We start from the raw sequence: 17,169 nt of genomic DNA on the forward strand, positions 1-17,169 counted from the left end.
GCGGTTCTTCCATGGCCTCAAGCGCTTCCGCCGCCTCGCGACTCGATATGAGAAGACAGCCCGCAACTACCTTGCCCTCATCCACCTCGCCTGCACTCGGATGTGGCTCAATTAGGGACACCCCCTAGTCCGGCGCTTTCACGGACGCTAAAAGCGGCCGAGGATCTCCGCCTTCTTCGCCTCGTACTCGCGCTCGGTGATGAGGCCGCCATCGGCCATGCGCTTCAGGTCCTCCATCGCCCGGACCGGATCCACCGGGGGCGATGGCGGGCTGGCCGGGGCGGCCATCGCGAAGCCGGTGATGACGACGCGCTGGGGCTTCATCGGGTCCACCATCACCTGGACCCGAAGCCCCGGCCCCCAGGTGGCCGTGCTCGAATGAGGCGGCAGCCGCTTGCTCACCCGCGCCTGATAGGGAGCACGGCCGGGGATGTGAACCTCCAGGAGCAGTTGGAGGACCGGGCGCTTGTCGATGCGGATCGCTGTGTCCCGTACCTCCAGCACCGTGGCCTCGCCGGCCCTTCCGTTCTCCAACTCAGTGCGATCCAGCCCGGCGCCCAGCAGCCCCAGCAGCCCCCCCTTCGGTCCGAACGCCACGCCCAGCCCTCCCGCCACGATGATGAGGAGGACGAGGAGCGCGGGGTCGGAGGTGATGGCGTCGAACATGGGGCGTCCAGCCTAGGGGATGTTGATGCGCGAGTGCAGGGCCCGCCCGTCGTACGCGGCGGCGCCGCAGCGGGCGTGGGCCCAGTCGCCATTCACCGCGGAGCAGACGCGGAAGGCCTGGATGTTGGAGTACGGCACGTTGATGCCCGGCGTGTCGCATCGCCCCTGGTAGGTCCAGGCCAGGCTCTTGTTCACGGCGCCCACGCCAATGCACGGGCCAATCCACGCGCCCGTGTCCCGCCGCTGCACGTCGATGGAGTACTGCGCCAGCGTCTCCTCCTCGCTCCACTCCAGGTCCACGAAGGGCGTGACGCCGCCGGGCAGCTCCAGGGACACGTCGTCGGAGATGCCGTCATAGGCCTTCTCCACGGACGGCCCCCAGACGTTGTTGTTGGAATAGAAGAGGCGGAACGCGGCGATCTCCCCCTTCGTCACCACGCGGTCCCCGGCGCTGCGGCACACGCCGTCGAACACCGTCTTGTTGGACTGCCCCAGCAGCACCACCGACGTGCACGGCCCCACCACCGAACCATTCTTCAGCACGACGTCCAGCGAGTAGCTGTACCCCGCGAGCCGGTTCCAGCGCACGTTCACCTGGTTGAGCGACGTCATCGCCCCGTCCGGCTTGAACGCGACGCGCTGCTTGTACGTGCTGCGCGAGGTGAGGTTGCCCGCGCTGTCGAAGGCGCCCTGATGGAAGACGTTGAAGTACTCGCCCCGCCGCTCGACGATGACGTCGTGGCCGTGGGACTGCACCAGCCGGCCCGCGGAGTTCTTCAGCGGCAGGGACATCCGCCGCACCGCCCGCGCCCGCGTGAGCTCCGGGATGGAGTCCGCCATCACGTAGTACATGGCGTACTGGCTGTTGTACCAACCGCCGCTGAAGACCATGTAGTAGCGCCCGTCGCGCTTGAAGAGCTCCGGTGCCTCGTTGATGCCCTCCTCGTAGGCCGGCGTCGCGAACACCGCCGGGCCCGCGTGGTTGTAGACGGTGCCGGGCGCGGCCAGCTTGAACGACGAGATGTTGTTGCCGTTCTGGAACCAGACATAGAAGAGCCAGCGGTCCGCGCCGTCGTTGAACGTCGCCGAGTCGATGCGGATGTTCCGGTTGCACCCCTGCGGCAGGCACGCCGTGCCGGTGGTGGTGCGCGGCCAGGTGGTATTGGCGTTGATGGGCTGGGGCACGCCGAAGACCAGGTTCAAATCGGGCGCCGTGGCGACGAAGGTCGTCACCTCCTGGCCCGCCGGAGGACACGCCGCGCCGTTGGGCACCCGGTGGCCGGAGAAGTGGAGCTGGTAGACGCTGCCCACCTTGCTCAGGTCCGGCGCCCACAGGAAGCAGTAGTCGTAGGTGGGGTCCGTCGCGGACGGGTTGTAGTCGCGCTTGAAGCGGAACGTCGTCAGGTCGTTGGACTCATACAGCGGCAGCAGCACCCCGTTGCCCGTGCCGGTGAGGAAGAACAGGTCGTCGTTCTCCTTGTAGACGTCCGGATCCGCCAGCCACTGCATGAGCAGCGTGCGCGAGTTGTCCTGCGCGAGGGCACTCCCGGCGAAGGTCGTGGTGAGGAGGGACAACAGCAGGACGGCTCGGACGGGCTTCATGAGGCTTCTCCATGGAAGTCTTGAAATCCAAGCTTCCAGGGAAGGCCCGGGCCGCGCAAGGCCGATGGGTTTTGACCGTCCGGCGGCGATCCGCTATATCCGCAACTTCGATAATGAATATCAATTTCATTTGATATCACTTTTCTCTGGATTGCCTTTCCCGTGAGCACCACTCCCCGGCGGTTCCCCACCCTCCTCGTGGCCCTCATCGGGGTCGCGGTCATCGCTCTCGCGGTCTTCTTCGCACGGGGCCCGCGAGCTCCGGCCCCGGGTCCCGTGCCCTCGGAAGGCGCGGCGGCGGCTGACGCGGCGGCCCCTGCTCCGGGAGCGGGCCGGACCATTGCCCACGCGCAGGGCAGCACCGTCGTGGCCGAGCACCCGAAGCAGGTCGTGGTGTTCGACCTGGCGGCGCTGGACACGCTGGACGCGCTGGGGGTGGACGTTCAGGGCGTGGCGGGTGAGTACTTCCCCGGCCAGTTGGCGAAGTACGCGGACGCGAAGAAGTACCCGCGCTACGGGACGCTCTTCGAGCCCGACTACGAGGCCCTGCACGCCGCCCGGCCCGACCTGGTCATCACCGGCGGCCGCTCCAGCGCCCGGTACACGAAGCTCGCCGCCATGGTGCCCACCATCGACCAGACCACGGACGACACGCACTTCCTGGACACCGTGGTGGGCAACACGCAGCGGCTGGCGACCGTCTTCGGCAAGGAGGAGCAGGCGCGCACCCTGGTGGAGACGCTGAACCAGTCCATCGCGACGCTGAAGGGCACCACCGCCAGCCGGGGCAAGGGGCTCATCGTGCTGACGTCCGGAGGACGGATGAGCGCGTATGGCCCGGGCTCGCGCTTCGGCGTGCTGCACGACACCTTCGGCATCCCGCCCGCGGCGCCGTCGCTCAAGGCGTCACTGCACGGGGAGGCCGTGGGTTCGGAGTTCATCCTGGAGACCAACCCGGACTGGCTGTTCGTCATCGACCGGGACGCGGCCATTGGCGAGGGCGGCGGCGCACAGCGGCTGCTGGACAACGAGCTGGTGCACCAGACGACGGCCTGGAAGCAGGGGCAGGTCGTGTACCTGGAGCCGGCGAACACCTACCTCATCGGCGGCGGCATCCAGTCCCTGCGGCGCCTGATGGAGCAGATCTCCGATGTCTACGCGAAGCCCCGACAGCCCTCCGCTCCCTGAGCCGGGCTTCGCGCCGCGCACCTCCGTGGCCTCCCACGAGGCCAGCGCGCGCTCCGAGCCGCTGCCCACGAGCGGCGCGAAGGGCGCTCCCCTGCCGCTGCTCGCCGTGGCCGTGCTCGGGGTGCTGGTGCTCGCGGGCATCAGCATGCTGATTGGCGTGAGCCACGTGTCGTGGGAAGCGCTGCTGGCGCCGGCGGAGAATCAGCGCGCAGTGCAGGTGCTGGTCATCAGCCGGGTGCCGCGCACGCTGGCCCTGCTGCTGGCGGGCATGTCCCTGGCCGTCGCGGGCCTCATCATGCAGATGCTCGCGCGCAACCGCTTCGTGGAGCCCTTCACTGCGGGCACGGCGGAGTCCGCGAGCCTGGGCCTGCTCGCCGTCACGCTGCTCGCCCCCGGCCTCCCCATCCTCGCCAGGACGGCGGTCGCCGCCTGCTTCGCCATGGCGGGCACGGCGTTGTTCCTGTTCATCCTCCGGCGGATTCCGCTGCGCTCGGCGCTCGTCGTGCCCGTCGTGGGACTGGTGCTGGGCGCCATCTTCGACGCGGCGACGACGTTCTTCGCCTACCGCTTCTCCCTGCTGCAATCACTGATGGCCTGGACCACGGGCGACTTCTCCAGCGTGCTGCGCGGCCGGTATGAGCTGCTCTGGGGCGCCTTCGTGCTGACCGTCATCGCCTACGTCGTCGCGGACCGCTTCACCGTCGCCGGCATGGGCGAGGCCTTCACCACCAACCTGGGCCTGAGCCACCCGCGCATCATGGCGCTGGGGCTGGCCATCGTCGCCATGGTCACCGCGGTGGTGGTGGCCACCGTGGGGATGATTCCCTTCATCGGGCTCGTGGTGCCCAACGTCGTCAGCCTCATCGTGGGTGACAACGCGCGCCGCTCCATCCCGTGGGTGGCGGTGCTGGGCGCGGGCTTCGTGCTCCTGTGCGACATCGTGGGGCGGGTGGTGCGCCAGCCCTATGAGATTCCCGTGGGCACCGTGGCGGGCGTGGTGGGCAGCCTCCTCTTCCTCCACCTGCTCTTGCGGAGGGACGACCGTGTCGGCTAGCGCGCTGCGCCTGGAGGGCCATGAGCGGCGGCTGCTCCTCTTGGGGGGCCTGGCCGCGTTCTGCGTGGTGGTGTTCATGACCGTGGACGCGGGCGGCAAGTGGGACTTCGTGCTGCCGTTCCGCGCGCGCAAGGTCGCCACGGTGCTGCTGGTGGGCTACGCCATCGCCGTCTCCACGGTGCTGTTCCAGACCGTGGTGGAGAACCGCGTCCTGACGCCCGCCATCATGGGCTTCGACACGCTCTACCTGCTGCTACAGACGAGCCTGCTCTTCTTCCTGGGCTCGCGCACCATGGCGAGCCTGGACAGCCGGCTGCTCTTCACGGTGGAGGTCGCCATCATGGTGGTCTTCTCCGCGGTGCTGCACCGCTGGCTGTTCGAGGGAGGCCGGCGGAGCGTGCACCTGCTGCTGCTCACGGGCGTGGTGCTGGGCGTGCTGTTCCGCAGCCTGTCCAGCTTCCTCCAGCGCCTCATCGCGCCGGGCGAGTTCGACTTCCTGCAGGACCGCTTCTTCGCCAGCTTCAACAACCCGGACCCGGACCTGCTCATCGTCTCCGCGCTGATGACCCTGGGCGCGTCCGTCCTGGGCTTCAGCCTGATGCGCACCTGCGACGTGCTGAACCTGGGGCGCGACGTGGCCATCAACCTGGGCGTGGACCACCGGCGCACGGTGTCGCGGCTCCTGGCGGTGGTGGCGGTGCTGGTGTCGGTGTCCACGGCGCTGGTGGGGCCGGTGACCTTCTTCGGGCTGCTGGTGGCGAACCTGGCGCACGGGCTGGTGCGCTCGCACCGGCACGTCCACGTGCTGCCGGCCGCCGTGTTCCTGGCGGTGATTGGCCTTCTGGGCGGTCAGCTCGTGCTGGAGCGCGTCTTCTCCTTTGGCGCCAACCTGCGCGTCATCATCGAGTTCCTGGGCGGCCTGATGTTCATCACCCTGTTGATGCGAGGCGTGCTGCGATGATCGAAGCCCGGAACGTGTCCCGCCGCTACGGAGACACCGTGGTGGTGGACGACGTCACGCTCCAGTTCCCGGAGACGGGCGTGACGTCCATCATCGGGCCCAACGGCGCCGGCAAGTCCACCCTGCTGTCCATGGTGAGCCGCCTGTTGCCGCTGTCCTCCGGCACGGTGCTGGTGGACGGCATGGACGTGGTCCGCACGCCCGGCGACGCGCTGGCGCGAAGGCTGGCCATCCTGCGGCAGGACAACGCCGTCACCTCGCGGCTCACCGTGCGAGACCTGGTGACGTTCGGCCGCTATCCGCACTCCAAGGGCCGCCCCACGGTGGAGGACCGCGCCTTCGTGGAGGGGGCGCTCCACCACCTGGGCCTGGAGCCGCTCGCGAACCGCTTCCTGGACGAGCTGTCCGGAGGCCAGCGCCAGCGCGCCTTCGTGGCCATGGTGCTGTGCCAGGACACCCACTACGTGCTCCTGGACGAGCCCCTCAACAGCCTGGACATGAAACACGCCGTGGCCATGATGAAGGAGCTGCGGCGCGCGGCGGACGCGCTGGGCAAGTGCGTGGTGCTGGTGCTGCACGACCTCAACTACGCCTCCTGCTACTCCGACCACGTCATCGCCATGCGCGCCGGGAAGGTCGCCTTCCAGGGGACGCCGGAGGAGCTGATGCGCCCCGCCGTGCTCCGCGACATCTACGACATGGACATCGACATCCACCTGCTCGATGGAAAGCGCATCGCGGTCCATTACCGGTGAGCCCCAGGCCCATGTTCTCCACCCGTGAAGCCCCCCAGTCCCCCCGCCTGCGCCACTGGGCCTCGCGGCTGCTCCTGCTGTTCGCATGCGCCAGCGTCGTGGCCACGTCCAGGAACAGCTTCGAGGACATCGTCTCCGAGCCCCACACGAGCGCGCCCCTGACCCTCACGACCGAGGCGCCCAATCTCACGCGCCCCATCACCGTGAAGGTCACGGCGTCGGAGCCACCATCGAAGAAGGCCCAGGTGGAGCTGACGGTGCAGGTGAAGGCGCGGTGGACGCCAGCGGACCCCTCGCGGACAGCGCTGCCGTGGATGCGCGTCTCGCTGTCCAAGGCCAGCCCCGACCCGGCCGTGCCCACGCAGCCCGTCGTGCTGAAGACGGGGGAGGACGTGGTGGCGCGGACCGTCGTGATCCTGGATGAGACCTGCGAGATGGGAGCATCGTGTAAGTGGGCCACGGACCTGACCGTCCAGGTGCAGCCGGACGCCACCCCCGGCACGGTCGAGCTGGAGTGGAAAGCGAGCGCCCGGGCGAAAGTGATCGGACTGTCCGACACGCCCAGGGGCATGGGCATCACCGTTTCGGAGCCGTGACGCCCTCCCCTCTGAGCGGCGCATCCTCGGCTTGCTCCGCCTCCACGGAGGGTGAAAGCCTGTGCATCCCCTCTTCCAGAAAGGCAGACGGAGATGCGCGAGAAGAACCTGGAGTACACGCTGGATTGGATTGCCGTGCAGGAGCTGGTGGCCGAGTACGGGCAGGCCATCGACCATGGCAAGGACACAGGCGACTGGACCCGGTGGGAGCGGGTCTTCGCCCCGGAGGTGACGTCGGACTACTCCCGCTTCATGGGAGTGCCGCCCTCCACCGCGCCGCGCGCCGTGCTGGCGCAGTTCGGCAACAAGGCGCTGGAGTGCTTCACCCGCGTGCAGCACGCCACGGCCAACACGGTGCGCACGGAGTTCACCAGCCCCACGCACGGCACGGTGCACGCCTACGCGGAGGTGTCCCACTTCTTCACCATGGATGGTTTTCCCCAGGAGTGGACCCTGGTGGGACGCTATACGCATGAAGTGGTGAAGACGGCCGCGGAGGGCTGGCGCATCCAGAAGGTCACGCTGGATCCCATCCACCACCGCGGCAACCTGCTGGGCCTGGAGTTCGCCCGGGGCAAGCGGCTCGGCACGCCGTGACTCCGGGCGTGCGGTGACGCGGCCCCGTCACCGGGCGCGCTTCTTCCGGGACCCGGCCGGAGGCTTCGCGAGCGCCTCCGCCTGCTTCCCGATGGTCTCCGCCAGGAAGTCCACTACCGCGCGCACCCGGACGTTGTGGGCCAGGTCCTCGTGGAACACCAGCCACACCGTCCGCTCCAACTCCGGCAGGGCGTCACGCAGAGGCACCAACTCCGGATGCAGGTGGCCGAAGAACGCCGGCAGCAGCGCCACGCCCAGGCCCTCGCGCGCGGCCTGGAGCAGCCCCAGGATGGACGTCAGCCGCAGCGCCACCGTGGCCTTCGCCGCGTGCACGTCCAGCCACTTCGACTCCGGCCAGCGCCGCGAGTCCTGCGCGTACCCCACCACCGAGTGCCCCTGGAGCCCCGTGTCGAAACGCACCGGCCCCCGGCGGGAGAGATAGGCCTTCGACGCGAACGGCACGACACCAATGGCAGCCACCTTCCGGGCCCGCAGCGACGCCTCTTGCGGCCGGACCAGCCTGATGGCCACGTCCGCCTCGCGCCGCACCAGCGACAGGGCTTCGTAACCGGAGAGCAGCTGCAACTCGATTTCCGGATGGCGCTCCTGGAACGCGGCCAGCCACGGCATCACGTTGTGGACCAGGAAGGAGTCCGTCGCGGTGACCGTCACCGGTCCGGAGGGGCGCAGGTCCTCGCCGCTGGCGAGCCGCTCCACCCGCAGCGCCTCCGCCTCCACCGCCTCCGCGGCCGGACGGATGCGCAGCGCTACCGCCGTGGGACGCAGACCCGTGGGAGTCCGGTCAAAGAGCCGTGCCCCCAGCTCCTTCTCCAGCACGGCCAGGCGCCGGCCCACCGTGGTCTGGTCCACCTTCAATCGCCGCGCCGCCGCGGAGAGGTTCCCCTCCCTCGCGATGGCCAGGAAGTGCCGCAGGTCGCTCCATTCGGGCATGGCCTGCACTTTCGCAGAGGTGCCCTGCGGAATCGGGCATTTTCGCAGGGATGCCCAGAAGCCATCCTCCCCGGCGTTTCCTTCCACCGAGGAGTGCCTCCCGTGAAGACCCTGCCCAAGCTCGTCGCCGCCGTCGCCGTCGTCTCCGCGTTCACCTTCGCCGCCGCCAAGGGCAAGGAGTCCGCCGCGTTCCAGCAGACCGCCTATGACAAGCTCACCTGGACGGAGATGATGCCCGGCGGCCCGTCCGTGCACGTGCTCTGGGGCGACATGAAGAAGGGCCCGTACGCCCTGCTGATGAAGTTCCCCGCCGGGTTCGACTCCGGGCCGCACACCCACTCCGCCGACTACCACGGCGTGCTGGTGAAGGGCCGCATGACGAACACCAGCGAGGGCGCCGCCGAAGCAGGCGCCGTGGAGGCCGGCAGCACCTGGGACCAGCCCGGCAAGGTGGTGCACCGCAACCAGTGCGCGCCGGACGCCGAGTGCGTGATGCTCATCGCCCAGGACAAGCCCTTCGACTTCGCGCCCGCCAAGGCGAAGTAGCCGCCCCGCGGGCCCGGAAACGCGTCAAACCTTGATGCCCACGACCAGGGACGCGGCATAGCCATCCGAGGTGTTGCCCGTCACGGTCGCCAGCTGCGTGGACGCGCCGTCGCTGAACACGTTGTCGCTGGAGAGCGAAATCTGGCTGAGGTTGCGAACGCTCTGCGAATAGCCAGACGTCGCGTAGACGGTGTCGCAGACATCCTCTGGCAGGGCCAACTGGGACGTGGCCACCTTGTTGCGCGAGGAGGAGGTGGCCTCCACCGAGGGGTAGCTTTCGAAGTGGATGTGCGGCCACCGTCCGCTGTAGCAGGCGGGGAAGATGCTGGTGAAGGTCACCTTGCCCTCTTCGTCCGTCACCTGCACCCCGCGCAGGTAGTTCTCGTGGGTGACGCCCGACGAGTACATGGAGTACCGCCCCGCCTGGTCGCAGTGCCACAGGTAGATGGCATAACCCCGGAGCGGCGTGCAGCTGTCGTCGCTGCCGACCAGCGTGAGGGTGATGGTGAGCGGGATGCCCGCCGCGACGCCGCTCGCGTTCGCGATGCTGGAGCGGATGTCGCTCCGGACGATGCCCGACAGCACCAGGGCGTTGGCTCCGTTGGAGCCGTCACCGGGATAGGGACCGGCCGTCTCCTCCGGAATCCTCGCGCAGCCAGACGTGTCTCCGCTGCCGCTGGAGTCCGGCCCTCCGCAGCCGATGATGGGGATGAGGCTGGTGAAGGCCATCCAGCGCAGCAGCTCCCGCCGGTCCGTGCGCGTCGCCAGGACCCGCAGGTCCTGCTGGAGTCCGTGGTGGTGATTCCGCTCGTCGTCACTCATGCGCCCTGCCCCCTTGGAGTGACCGTGACGGTAGGCCCAATGTCTTAAGCGAGTCCTAAGACGCCGGGAGTGACGCGTTTTTGCAATCCAGGCGCGGGGCTCCTGGCGTATCTGTCCGGCCACCAGGCAAGGGAGCAGACACCCATGACGAAGCGCGCGAACGGACCTTTCGACGTCAAGCTCACCCCCATGGCCCCGGAGGCGGGCGCGGCGGACGCGGCCCCGGGCCGGATGATGCTCGACAAGCGCTATCACGGCGCGCTGGAGGCCACGAGCCAGGGGCAGATGCTCGCGGTGCGGACGCCGGTGGAGGGGTCCGCGGGCTACGTGGCCATGGAGCGCGTCAGCGGCACGCTGGATGGCCGCGCCGGCACCTTCGCGCTCCAGCACTTCGGGGTGATGACGCGCGGTGCGCCCCACCTCGTCATCTCCGTGGTGCCGGACTCCGGAACCGGCGAGCTCACGGGGCTCGCCGGTTCGATGACCATCGACATCGCGCCGGGCGGGAAGCACTCCTACGACTTCCAGTACACCCTGCCGGACGCGCCGTGACTCACGGTGCGCAGTAGCGGACCGCCTGGAGGGTGTGAGCCATGGGGCTCTTGGTGGACGTCATCACCAGCGCGCCCATCCAGCGGTCCGGAAGCTCTTCCAGCATGACCCACTGCGAGAACTGGTTGAGGGGCAGGTATTCGGGCCCGGAGGTCAGGTCCGCTGGGACGCCCGCCTTCCCCAGCGCCCAGAACCGGCCCCGCCACATGAAGGCGGGCTCGGGCTCCTCCAGGTCAAAGGAGGTGGAGAGCCACGCGGCCTGAAGGCCACGAGACGTCACCGCGGTCCCGACCCAGGGAGTTTCACGGGGGGTCGTCACGGCCAGGGTCCGCCTGGTCACCTCGCCGAAGAGATTGCCCAAGGCCATCAGCACGCGCTCCCCGCCCAGGATGCCGCGCAGCACGATGGCCGGAGACTCCAGCGCACCGCCCGCCACCGCGCCCAGGTCCACGAGTCGGGCATTTGGATTCGCCTCCGCGGGGAAGGTCCGCTCATCACCCACGGGTTGCAGGCCGCTGTCGAAGCGCTGAAGCCGCAGCAGTCCCTCGGAGGCGCCTTGCTTCATCTCCTGGGCCAGGACCAGGAAGCCCCCATCCCGCAACCCCATCACCTCCACGCCGTAGAGGAGCTTGTCCTCGGCGAGCGCCCGCATCAGGACTCGGGGAGCCACTACGGATTCACCGTCCAGCTCCGTGAGCGTGCCCCACAGCTCACGGCCGCCGGTGACGTATTGGGAGGCATCCCGCCAGGCCGCGAAGACCCGCGACCCGTCCGCCGACACGGCCGCCGCGGTGGCCCGGTCCCCCACGGGCTGGTCGAAGAGGAGCGCGCCAACCTCCGGCTCACCTTCGCGAGGCACGCGACGGCCCTGCTCATCCAGCAGGATGAGGTGGCCCTGCGTATGGTCGTATTCCGGTCCCGCTGACGCGTAATACAGCGCGGGCCCCTGGGAGGTGCGCAGCAACCGGGTGCTCACCGAGTCCAGCGCGAGGGATTCGTCCAACACCTCCACTCGTACATCCGCGACACCGAGCGGCGTCATCGCGGTGTCCATCCGGATGACACGAGCCACCGCCACGCGGTCGAAGGCCACCGCCAGGACTCCGTCGGTCACCCGGAGGCTGCTGATCCGGCCTGAATGCGGAGGCGCTCCCAGCGACGCGACCTGGGACCAGGACGGCGGGTCCGCCACCCCGTCGCAGTCGTTGTCCAGACCGTCGCAGCGCGTCTCCGTGGCCTCGTAGTCAGCACCATACGAGCGAGCGGTGCACACCGGCTCGTAGGCTCCGTCAACCACTGCGCGCCGGGCCCCCGCGCAGATGCCTTGCGTCCGCTCACAGGGAAGGGGTTCCCCCAAGGAGCCCGCGTCGGTGCCGGCATCCGTCTGCGTGCCGCCATCATCCGCGGTCCCCGAATCAACGGTTCCCGCATCCGGAACCGGATTCACTGGCGGCTCCGTATCCTCACATCCCCCGAGCACCCCGCTGCCAACAGCAAACACCACCGTCCAAAGCCTCGCCCAACGCATCCGCACTTCCATCATCCCCTCTTCGGCGGCCCACATTCGGCCCACCCCGGGACGGAGTCTAATCCATTTCAATGGCGCACACGTCACCCGGCTCCCTTCACCCGAAGCCATGAAAGGGCTTGAAGGGCCGAGAACCACGCGCCTCCCGCGAGCACATGACGGAGATGGTTCATCCGGACCCACCGCGTGGCGGTCTCCACGGCCCCCGGAGTGTCAGGCGATTGCATCAGTCGGACCATCGTGGGGATGAAGTACGAGAAGGTCAGCACCCGGTCCACGAGCACCACCAGCGCGGCCGCGAGCCACCAGGAGCGCAGCGGCCCCGTGGCCCGCGTGGCGAAATAGAGACTGGCCAGCGTGAGCAGCGTCAGCGGACCCGTGGTGACGACGCCCCAGAAGCGCCGGCCCACGTCATCCTGGCGCGCCGCCTCCGAGGACCAATGCCCGCCCGTGACATTGAGCCACCGGGGGAGCGCGATGCGGTGCTCATAGAGCCCCGCGCCGAAGGCGACGCCCAGGTTGAGCACGAAGAGCCACAACAGGATTTCCGCCGCGGAGGGCTTCAGGTTCATCATGGGGCCAGCATGCGTCCCGTGCCCGCGAGCGTCTTTCGCGCCCTTGTGCTGTTTTTCTCAATCCTGCGGTGTTTTCCATGAGCCCCCGGCACGCACTCCTCGCCCAGATTGGCGCCGACATCGTCCGCTTCCAGGAAGCCTCCGCGGAGTTCGACTCCGCCGTGGGAGAGGTGCTCGCGCTCGGCCGCGCGGAGCTGACGTGTCTGGCGCAGCTGCACTTCGGAGGCCCCGCGCACCTGAGCGCGGTCGCACGAGGCGCCGATGTGGAGCGATTGGAGCTCGCTGGCTACGTCCAGCGGGAGGGCTCGGGAAGCAACAGGAAGCTCGCGCTCACCGGGCATGCGCGCGAATGGATTGAAACCCTCTGGGGTCCCCTCCAGGCGGATGGCTTGCTGCTGATGGCGCCGCTGCCGGACGCGGAGTTGAAGGTCATCGCCCGCTTCCTGGGCGAGGCGAGGAAGGTGCAGGACCGCCATGCCACCCGAATGGCGAAGCTGCTCCAGGAACCCGGAGGGACGCGAGCGGCGCGGAGGCGCGGAGGCCTCTCCGCCGCCGCGCTCCACCGCGTGCGGCTCTTCATCGAAGCGCACCTCGCGCGGAGGATCCAGGTGGGCGAGCTGGCCCGGCGCGCGGGACTGAGCGTCTTCTACTTCACCCGCGCCTTCCGGCAGTCCATGGGCATGACGCCGCACGCCTACGTGCAGCAGCGGAGGGTGGAGCGGGCGCGCGGCCTGTTGAGCCACACGACCCGCTCCCTCGGAGACATCGCGCTCGCGGTGGGCTTCAGCTCACAGAGTCACTTCACCACGGTGTTCCGCCGGGTGACGGGGCTCACGCCCGCCGTCCTGCGGCGCGCGGGACGCTGACGCCTACGAGCAGGTCTTCAGGCACCGCGGAGGGTTCGTGTTCGGCGGCGTCGTGTAGGTACCCCCGCAGATGTAGTACTGCGTCGGGGAACACAAAGCGTACCACTGGACGCTGCTGCCAGAGCCGGACTTGTACTGCGTGCAGTCCCAGTAGCTCCACTTGATGCCCCCGGGACAACTCGAGTCGGAGAAGCCGCCCGACGCGAAGTCCAGGCATCCCGCGACGGCCAGACCCGGATTGCAAACGGCCTGCTCAGCGGACCCGAGCGCTTCCTCCGGTCCGGCCTCGTCCATCGCCCCGCCACAGGCGGAAGCAAACGCCATCACGGAACCCAGGCACAGCGAACGCACGACGTGTCTCGACATGGATTGCCCCCTCACGCAGGCCTGCCATCGCGGCAGGTGGCGGACACCCTACGCACCCCGCGGAACTGCTGGGATTAAACGCGGTTAAATCCACATGACGCCGAGGGCCGGCTCGCGAAGGTGTGGCAGGAGCGCATTGGCGCGGACTGGAACGGCGTACAGCCAAACCCGCTGGTGATGCGGCGCTTCATGTCCAACGAGGCCCGCGCCTTCTTCACCGCGGCGGTGGTGCGCGCGAAGAACAACGACCGGTCCTTCCGGGTGAGCCTCTCCCTTGTGGAGGCAGGAGACCGCCTGGAGCCGCTGGTGTTCATCCAGAGCTTCATGACGCCCGGAGGCTTGGGCGAGGCCATGTCGGCCTCGTTCTCCTGGAACACGTCCTACGCCCGGGTGGGGGAAGCGCTGAAAGGCGTGCGCGGGAGCCCCGTGGGACTGCCGCTGGTGGACGACGCGGAGGTGGTGGGCCACTTCCGCTACGGCACCAGCTCCGCGGCCCAGTGGGTCAACGCCTATACCGGCGGCTCCACCATGACGGCGGTCTCCTACAGCATCGACTACACCTTCGGCACCAATCGCGAGTTCCAATACAAGTTCGGGGGCGCGTCCGGACAGGTGGGCGCGATGAAGTTCGGCTCCGAGGACGACCAGGGCACCTGGAGCGTGAAGCACGACGTGCTGACGCTCACCGGAGCGAAACGGACACGCCGGTACCTGCTCATCGGGGCGGCGCGCTCACCGGAGGGGAAGCGCACGGTCTACCTCGTACAGGAGGGCCAGGGATGGTCGCTTTCCCCCGGCGCCATCGGTCGGGACGGCGAGCTGTACGTGGCGGTGGATTGAAGTTCCGCCCTGCCCGGTGACACCGCCCGGGGTCACCGGTGTTCCATCCGCCGGCCGGAAAAGCACCGGCCCTTCCCTCACAGGAGATGGAACATGGCTGTCCTGCACCGCGGACTGCGGCTGGGTATGGCATTGCTCGCGAGCTTCACGGCCCCCGCCTGCGGGCCGGATGCACCGGCCGGTGCCGCGCTGGAGGTGGGCGACCAGGAGCTGGAGGTGGCGAGGTCGCCCCTGCCGCCCCTGAACCGCGAGGCGCTGCGACAGGCCATCGCGGGCCTGCCGAACGCGGAGGTGACCGGCGCGCTGGTCCGGGTGAGCGGCGCGGACGGGCGCTGGCTGGGCACGTCCGGCGTGGCCGACATCCGCACCGGCGCCCCGGTGCCCGCGGACGCGCACTTCCGCATTGGCAGCATGACGAAGACGTTCACGGCCATCGTCGTGCTGCAGCTCGCCGCCGAGGGGCGCGTGGACCTGGACCGGCCCGTCCAGCACTACCTGCCGCGCCTGCTGCCCGCGGGCGTCTACGCGCCCATCACCGTGCGCCAGTTGCTCAACTTCACCCACGGCCTGCCCGGCGTGCCGGTGCCGCAGAAGGACCCTGACTGGTTCTTCGAGAACCGCTTCCGGCGCTTCAGCCCCCGGGAGCTCCTCTCCCTGACGCTCCCCCAGGGCCCCCGCTTCGCCCCGGGCACGCAGCAGGAGTACGGCAACATCGGCTACCTCGTGGCGGGGCTGCTCATCGAACAGGTGACGGGCCGGCCCTACGGGGACGCGGTGCGCGAGCGCATCCTGCGGCCGCTGCACCTGCGGGACACCTTCGTGCCCGGCAACGACGTGACCCTTCCCGGGCGCCACACGCGTGGCTACGAGGAGGTCGCGCCAGATGAGACAGGCTGTCCGGCGGGAGCCATCGCCTACGGCGAGCGCTGCCTGGTGGACGTCACCGAGGCCAGCCAATCCGTGCCCTGGGCCGCCGGAGAGATGATCTCCACCGCCGAGGACCTGGACCGCTTCCTCGTCGCGCTCTTCCAGGGGCGACTGCTGCCGCGCAAGCAGCAGGAGGAGCTGTTCACCGTCCCGGACCTGCCCGCCACGGGAGGAGGTCGCGCCAGCTACAGCGCGGGCCTCAGGCGCCACGACATCGACGGCGTCATCTTCTGGGGCAAGACGGGCGACCGGCACGGCTACAACAACGGGATGGGCGCCACGCGGGATTTGCGCCGGCGTCTCATCTATTCGGTCAACACACTCCACATGGGAGGGGACCCGCCGGACATCGCCGCGCGGATCATCATGGCGGCCCTGCAGGGGCCCTCTCAACCATAGGGGGCGACGCGGCGGAGGTGATATGGGGTTGGCCTGCCACGTCACATTGACTGGAGGCTCCCATGTCCACGCTCGACAAGCCTGTCCTCATCGGCCGTTCAAGCTCGCACTTCACACGCATTGCCCGGCTCTTCGCGGCGGAGCTGGGCGTCGACCATTCCTTCCAGGTGGTGCGGGACCTCCTGTCCACGGCCCCTGCGGACTATGGCGGCAACCCAGCGCTCCGCATCCCCGTCCTGAAGACATCTCAAGGTGTCTGGTTCGGCGCGCTCAATGTCTCTCGTGAGCTGTGGCGGCGGTCGAATCCCAGGCTCCGGGTGGTGTGGCCGGAGGACCTGGACGTACCCCTGCTGGCGAACATGCAGGAACTCACCCTGCAGGCCATGGCGACAGAGGTCACGCTGGTCATGGAGAAGATGGCTGGTGCCGGAGAGGGCACGACCCACGCACGCAAGCTCCGTGAGTCCTTGCTCAACATGATGGCGTGGTTGGAGGAGAACGCGAGCGCCGCGCTGGCCGCCCTCCCGCCCGAGCGGGACCTGAGCTACCTGGAGGTCACGCTCTTCTGCCTCGTGACCCATCTGGAGTTCCGGGACGTCCTACCCACGGCCTCCTATGAAACGCTGAACCGCTTCTGTCAGCAGTTCGCACAGCGCCCATCCGCCAGTGCCACCCCATTCCGCTTTGATGTCTGAACACACCCGGGCTTCGCCGGGCGGGCGAGTCTCGTATATCATTGAGGAGGTCCCTGGACAGGAGACATCACCATGGGGGATGTACGCGACGACGGCGAAGCCGTAGGCCGTGTGGGAATCATCCAGTGGGACGGGGCGTCCGAGGTACGACTTCGCGCGACACGGAGCACCACCGAGTCGAACATCATCCAGACCCTGCCCTTCAACACGACCGTCCAGGTCATCCGCCGATGGAAGGATGGCTGGGCTGAGATCTCCACCCGTCATGGGCAAACGGGCTTCGCTGCCTCCGAGTACATCTGGACCCATTTGCCCGAGCCCAGCGCGCGACTGCATCGGGTTGAAGCAGGCGTGCCCGGAACCGCCATTGCCATCGCGGAAGCCTATTACGGCGATCTGGCCTCCCAGTGGGGTCAGGACCCTGAGTGATCCCCGCATTTAAGCGAGCGGATCGCCAGACGCCTACCTGACAGCTGCGTGCGAGGCGGAGTGGTGGGGAGCAGTAAGAGAGGCCATGCGGGGACGCAAAGTGGCCATCAACGAAGAGCAGGTGCTGAGAGCGCCTAACAAAAGTCAGGTTTGAAGACTGCGGAAGAGGATCAGGCAGCAGCCCAGAACGAGGAGGCCGAAGTGGATATCGTCCCGGCGTTCATCGCGCACGCGCAGACGCCGCTGCCGGTTCT

21 protein-coding genes are annotated in these 17,169 nt (G+C 68.7%); 14 read left to right on the top strand and 7 right to left on the bottom strand.

Annotated elements, in window-relative coordinates; all coding sequences use genetic code 11:
* A partial coding sequence (locus D7V77_RS30740) for a transposase (protein ID WP_147452043.1) occupies positions 1 to 115 on the top strand: 115 nt, incomplete at its 5' end.
* A gap of 32 nt (positions 116 to 147) precedes the next feature.
* Here the strand turns inward: D7V77_RS30740 and D7V77_RS30745 are convergent.
* Positions 148 to 666: an SHOCT domain-containing protein gene (locus tag D7V77_RS30745; protein WP_120579851.1), complete on the bottom strand. Its 519-nt coding sequence runs from the start codon at positions 664 to 666 to the stop codon at positions 148 to 150.
* A 12-nt stretch (positions 667 to 678) separates the two neighbouring features.
* Entirely contained in the window at positions 679 to 2,268 is a 1,590-nt protein-coding gene (locus tag D7V77_RS30750; RefSeq protein ID WP_120579852.1) for a family 43 glycosylhydrolase, read from the bottom strand.
* A gap of 162 nt (positions 2,269 to 2,430) precedes the next feature.
* Here D7V77_RS30750 and D7V77_RS30755 point away from each other — a divergent pair, with 162 nt between their 5' ends.
* The 6 genes from D7V77_RS30755 to D7V77_RS30780 all read left to right on the top strand — a co-directional run bounded on the left by D7V77_RS30755 (position 2,431) and on the right by D7V77_RS30780 (position 7,419).
* Entirely contained in the window at positions 2,431 to 3,456 is a 1,026-nt protein-coding gene (locus tag D7V77_RS30755) for a siderophore ABC transporter substrate-binding protein (protein WP_120579853.1), read from the top strand.
* A complete protein-coding gene (locus D7V77_RS30760; protein ID WP_233597349.1) occupies positions 3,419 to 4,510 on the top strand; it encodes an ABC transporter permease in 1,092 nt (363 codons plus the stop codon). Before D7V77_RS30755 ends, D7V77_RS30760 begins: the two co-directional genes overlap by 38 nt.
* Positions 4,500 to 5,471 (top strand): iron chelate uptake ABC transporter family permease subunit, encoded by a 972-nt coding sequence (locus D7V77_RS30765; RefSeq protein WP_120579854.1) that lies wholly within the window; start codon positions 4,500 to 4,502, stop codon positions 5,469 to 5,471. The genes D7V77_RS30760 and D7V77_RS30765 overlap by 11 nt, the downstream gene beginning before the upstream one ends.
* A complete protein-coding gene (locus D7V77_RS30770) occupies positions 5,468 to 6,226 on the top strand; it encodes an ABC transporter ATP-binding protein (RefSeq protein ID WP_120579855.1) in 759 nt (252 codons plus the stop codon). The genes D7V77_RS30765 and D7V77_RS30770 overlap by 4 nt, the downstream gene beginning before the upstream one ends.
* Positions 6,227 to 6,237: 11 nt before the next feature.
* Complete coding sequence (locus tag D7V77_RS30775; RefSeq protein ID WP_120579856.1) at positions 6,238 to 6,822, top strand: hypothetical protein; 585 nt, start codon at positions 6,238 to 6,240, stop codon at positions 6,820 to 6,822.
* Positions 6,823 to 6,915: 93 nt separating this feature from the next.
* A complete protein-coding gene (locus D7V77_RS30780) occupies positions 6,916 to 7,419 on the top strand; it encodes a nuclear transport factor 2 family protein (RefSeq protein ID WP_120579857.1) in 504 nt (167 codons plus the stop codon).
* Positions 7,420 to 7,446: 27 nt separating this feature from the next.
* Here D7V77_RS30780 and D7V77_RS30785 read toward each other — a convergent pair whose 3' ends face one another.
* On the bottom strand, positions 7,447 to 8,370 hold the full coding sequence (locus D7V77_RS30785) for a LysR family transcriptional regulator (protein ID WP_120579858.1): 924 nt from the start codon (positions 8,368 to 8,370) through the stop codon (positions 7,447 to 7,449).
* 102 nt (positions 8,371 to 8,472) lie between these two features.
* Here D7V77_RS30785 and D7V77_RS30790 point away from each other — a divergent pair, with 102 nt between their 5' ends.
* Entirely contained in the window at positions 8,473 to 8,916 is a 444-nt protein-coding gene (locus D7V77_RS30790; protein WP_120579859.1) for a DUF4437 domain-containing protein, read from the top strand.
* Between the two features lie 24 nt (positions 8,917 to 8,940).
* On the opposite strand, the gene D7V77_RS30795 is transcribed toward D7V77_RS30790, so the two are convergent.
* A complete protein-coding gene (locus D7V77_RS30795; protein WP_120579860.1) occupies positions 8,941 to 9,738 on the bottom strand; it encodes an intradiol ring-cleavage dioxygenase in 798 nt (265 codons plus the stop codon).
* A gap of 144 nt (positions 9,739 to 9,882) precedes the next feature.
* On the opposite strand from D7V77_RS30795, the gene D7V77_RS30800 reads away from it, so the two are divergent.
* Positions 9,883 to 10,290: a DUF3224 domain-containing protein gene (locus D7V77_RS30800; protein WP_120579861.1), complete on the top strand. Its 408-nt coding sequence runs from the start codon at positions 9,883 to 9,885 to the stop codon at positions 10,288 to 10,290.
* Between the two features lies 1 nt (position 10,291).
* Here D7V77_RS30800 and D7V77_RS30805 read toward each other — a convergent pair whose 3' ends face one another.
* Both D7V77_RS30805 and D7V77_RS30810 read right to left on the bottom strand, forming a co-directional pair.
* Positions 10,292 to 11,587, bottom strand: a complete 1,296-nt coding sequence (locus D7V77_RS30805; RefSeq protein ID WP_147452214.1) for a putative metal-binding motif-containing protein — start codon at positions 11,585 to 11,587, stop codon at positions 10,292 to 10,294.
* A gap of 314 nt (positions 11,588 to 11,901) precedes the next feature.
* A complete protein-coding gene (locus D7V77_RS30810) occupies positions 11,902 to 12,393 on the bottom strand; it encodes an anthrone oxygenase family protein (protein ID WP_120579863.1) in 492 nt (163 codons plus the stop codon).
* Between the two features lie 77 nt (positions 12,394 to 12,470).
* Here D7V77_RS30810 and D7V77_RS30815 point away from each other — a divergent pair, with 77 nt between their 5' ends.
* A complete protein-coding gene (locus tag D7V77_RS30815) occupies positions 12,471 to 13,259 on the top strand; it encodes an AraC family transcriptional regulator (RefSeq protein WP_120579870.1) in 789 nt (262 codons plus the stop codon).
* 3 nt (positions 13,260 to 13,262) lie between these two features.
* Here D7V77_RS30815 and D7V77_RS30820 read toward each other — a convergent pair whose 3' ends face one another.
* Entirely contained in the window at positions 13,263 to 13,625 is a 363-nt protein-coding gene (locus D7V77_RS30820) for a hypothetical protein (RefSeq protein ID WP_120579864.1), read from the bottom strand.
* Between the two features lie 120 nt (positions 13,626 to 13,745).
* On the opposite strand from D7V77_RS30820, the gene D7V77_RS30825 reads away from it, so the two are divergent.
* The 4 genes from D7V77_RS30825 (at position 13,746) to D7V77_RS30840 (ending at position 16,915) form a co-directional block, all read left to right on the top strand.
* Complete coding sequence (locus D7V77_RS30825) at positions 13,746 to 14,465, top strand: hypothetical protein (protein ID WP_120579865.1); 720 nt, start codon at positions 13,746 to 13,748, stop codon at positions 14,463 to 14,465.
* Between the two features lie 93 nt (positions 14,466 to 14,558).
* Positions 14,559 to 15,791 (top strand): serine hydrolase, encoded by a 1,233-nt coding sequence (locus D7V77_RS30830; protein WP_120579866.1) that lies wholly within the window; start codon positions 14,559 to 14,561, stop codon positions 15,789 to 15,791.
* A gap of 62 nt (positions 15,792 to 15,853) precedes the next feature.
* Complete coding sequence (locus D7V77_RS30835; protein WP_120579867.1) at positions 15,854 to 16,486, top strand: glutathione S-transferase N-terminal domain-containing protein; 633 nt, start codon at positions 15,854 to 15,856, stop codon at positions 16,484 to 16,486.
* A 72-nt stretch (positions 16,487 to 16,558) separates the two neighbouring features.
* Positions 16,559 to 16,915, top strand: a complete 357-nt coding sequence (locus tag D7V77_RS30840) for an SH3 domain-containing protein (RefSeq protein ID WP_120579868.1) — start codon at positions 16,559 to 16,561, stop codon at positions 16,913 to 16,915.
* Positions 16,916 to 17,169 lie beyond the last annotated feature (254 nt).

Source organism: Corallococcus sp. CA041A, from assembly GCF_003612075.1.
Lineage (GTDB): Bacteria > Myxococcota > Myxococcia > Myxococcales > Myxococcaceae > Corallococcus > Corallococcus exiguus.

Coding starts and splice junctions, on each gene's coding strand:
- D7V77_RS30745 (WP_120579851.1), bottom strand. CDS start 666: ATGTTCGACGCCATCACCTCCGACCCCGCGCTCCTCGTCCTCCTCATC.
- D7V77_RS30750 (WP_120579852.1), bottom strand. CDS start 2,268: ATGAAGCCCGTCCGAGCCGTCCTGCTGTTGTCCCTCCTCACCACGACC.
- D7V77_RS30760 (WP_233597349.1), top strand. CDS start 3,419: ATGTCTACGCGAAGCCCCGACAGCCCTCCGCTCCCTGAGCCGGGCTTC.
- D7V77_RS30770 (WP_120579855.1), top strand. CDS start 5,468: ATGATCGAAGCCCGGAACGTGTCCCGCCGCTACGGAGACACCGTGGTG.
- D7V77_RS30775 (WP_120579856.1), top strand. CDS start 6,238: ATGTTCTCCACCCGTGAAGCCCCCCAGTCCCCCCGCCTGCGCCACTGG.
- D7V77_RS30780 (WP_120579857.1), top strand. CDS start 6,916: ATGCGCGAGAAGAACCTGGAGTACACGCTGGATTGGATTGCCGTGCAG.
- D7V77_RS30785 (WP_120579858.1), bottom strand. CDS start 8,370: ATGCCCGAATGGAGCGACCTGCGGCACTTCCTGGCCATCGCGAGGGAG.
- D7V77_RS30795 (WP_120579860.1), bottom strand. CDS start 9,738: ATGAGTGACGACGAGCGGAATCACCACCACGGACTCCAGCAGGACCTG.
- D7V77_RS30800 (WP_120579861.1), top strand. CDS start 9,883: ATGACGAAGCGCGCGAACGGACCTTTCGACGTCAAGCTCACCCCCATG.
- D7V77_RS30810 (WP_120579863.1), bottom strand. CDS start 12,393: ATGATGAACCTGAAGCCCTCCGCGGCGGAAATCCTGTTGTGGCTCTTC.
- D7V77_RS30815 (WP_120579870.1), top strand. CDS start 12,471: ATGAGCCCCCGGCACGCACTCCTCGCCCAGATTGGCGCCGACATCGTC.
- D7V77_RS30820 (WP_120579864.1), bottom strand. CDS start 13,625: ATGTCGAGACACGTCGTGCGTTCGCTGTGCCTGGGTTCCGTGATGGCG.
- D7V77_RS30830 (WP_120579866.1), top strand. CDS start 14,559: ATGGCTGTCCTGCACCGCGGACTGCGGCTGGGTATGGCATTGCTCGCG.
- D7V77_RS30835 (WP_120579867.1), top strand. CDS start 15,854: ATGTCCACGCTCGACAAGCCTGTCCTCATCGGCCGTTCAAGCTCGCAC.
- D7V77_RS30840 (WP_120579868.1), top strand. CDS start 16,559: ATGGGGGATGTACGCGACGACGGCGAAGCCGTAGGCCGTGTGGGAATC.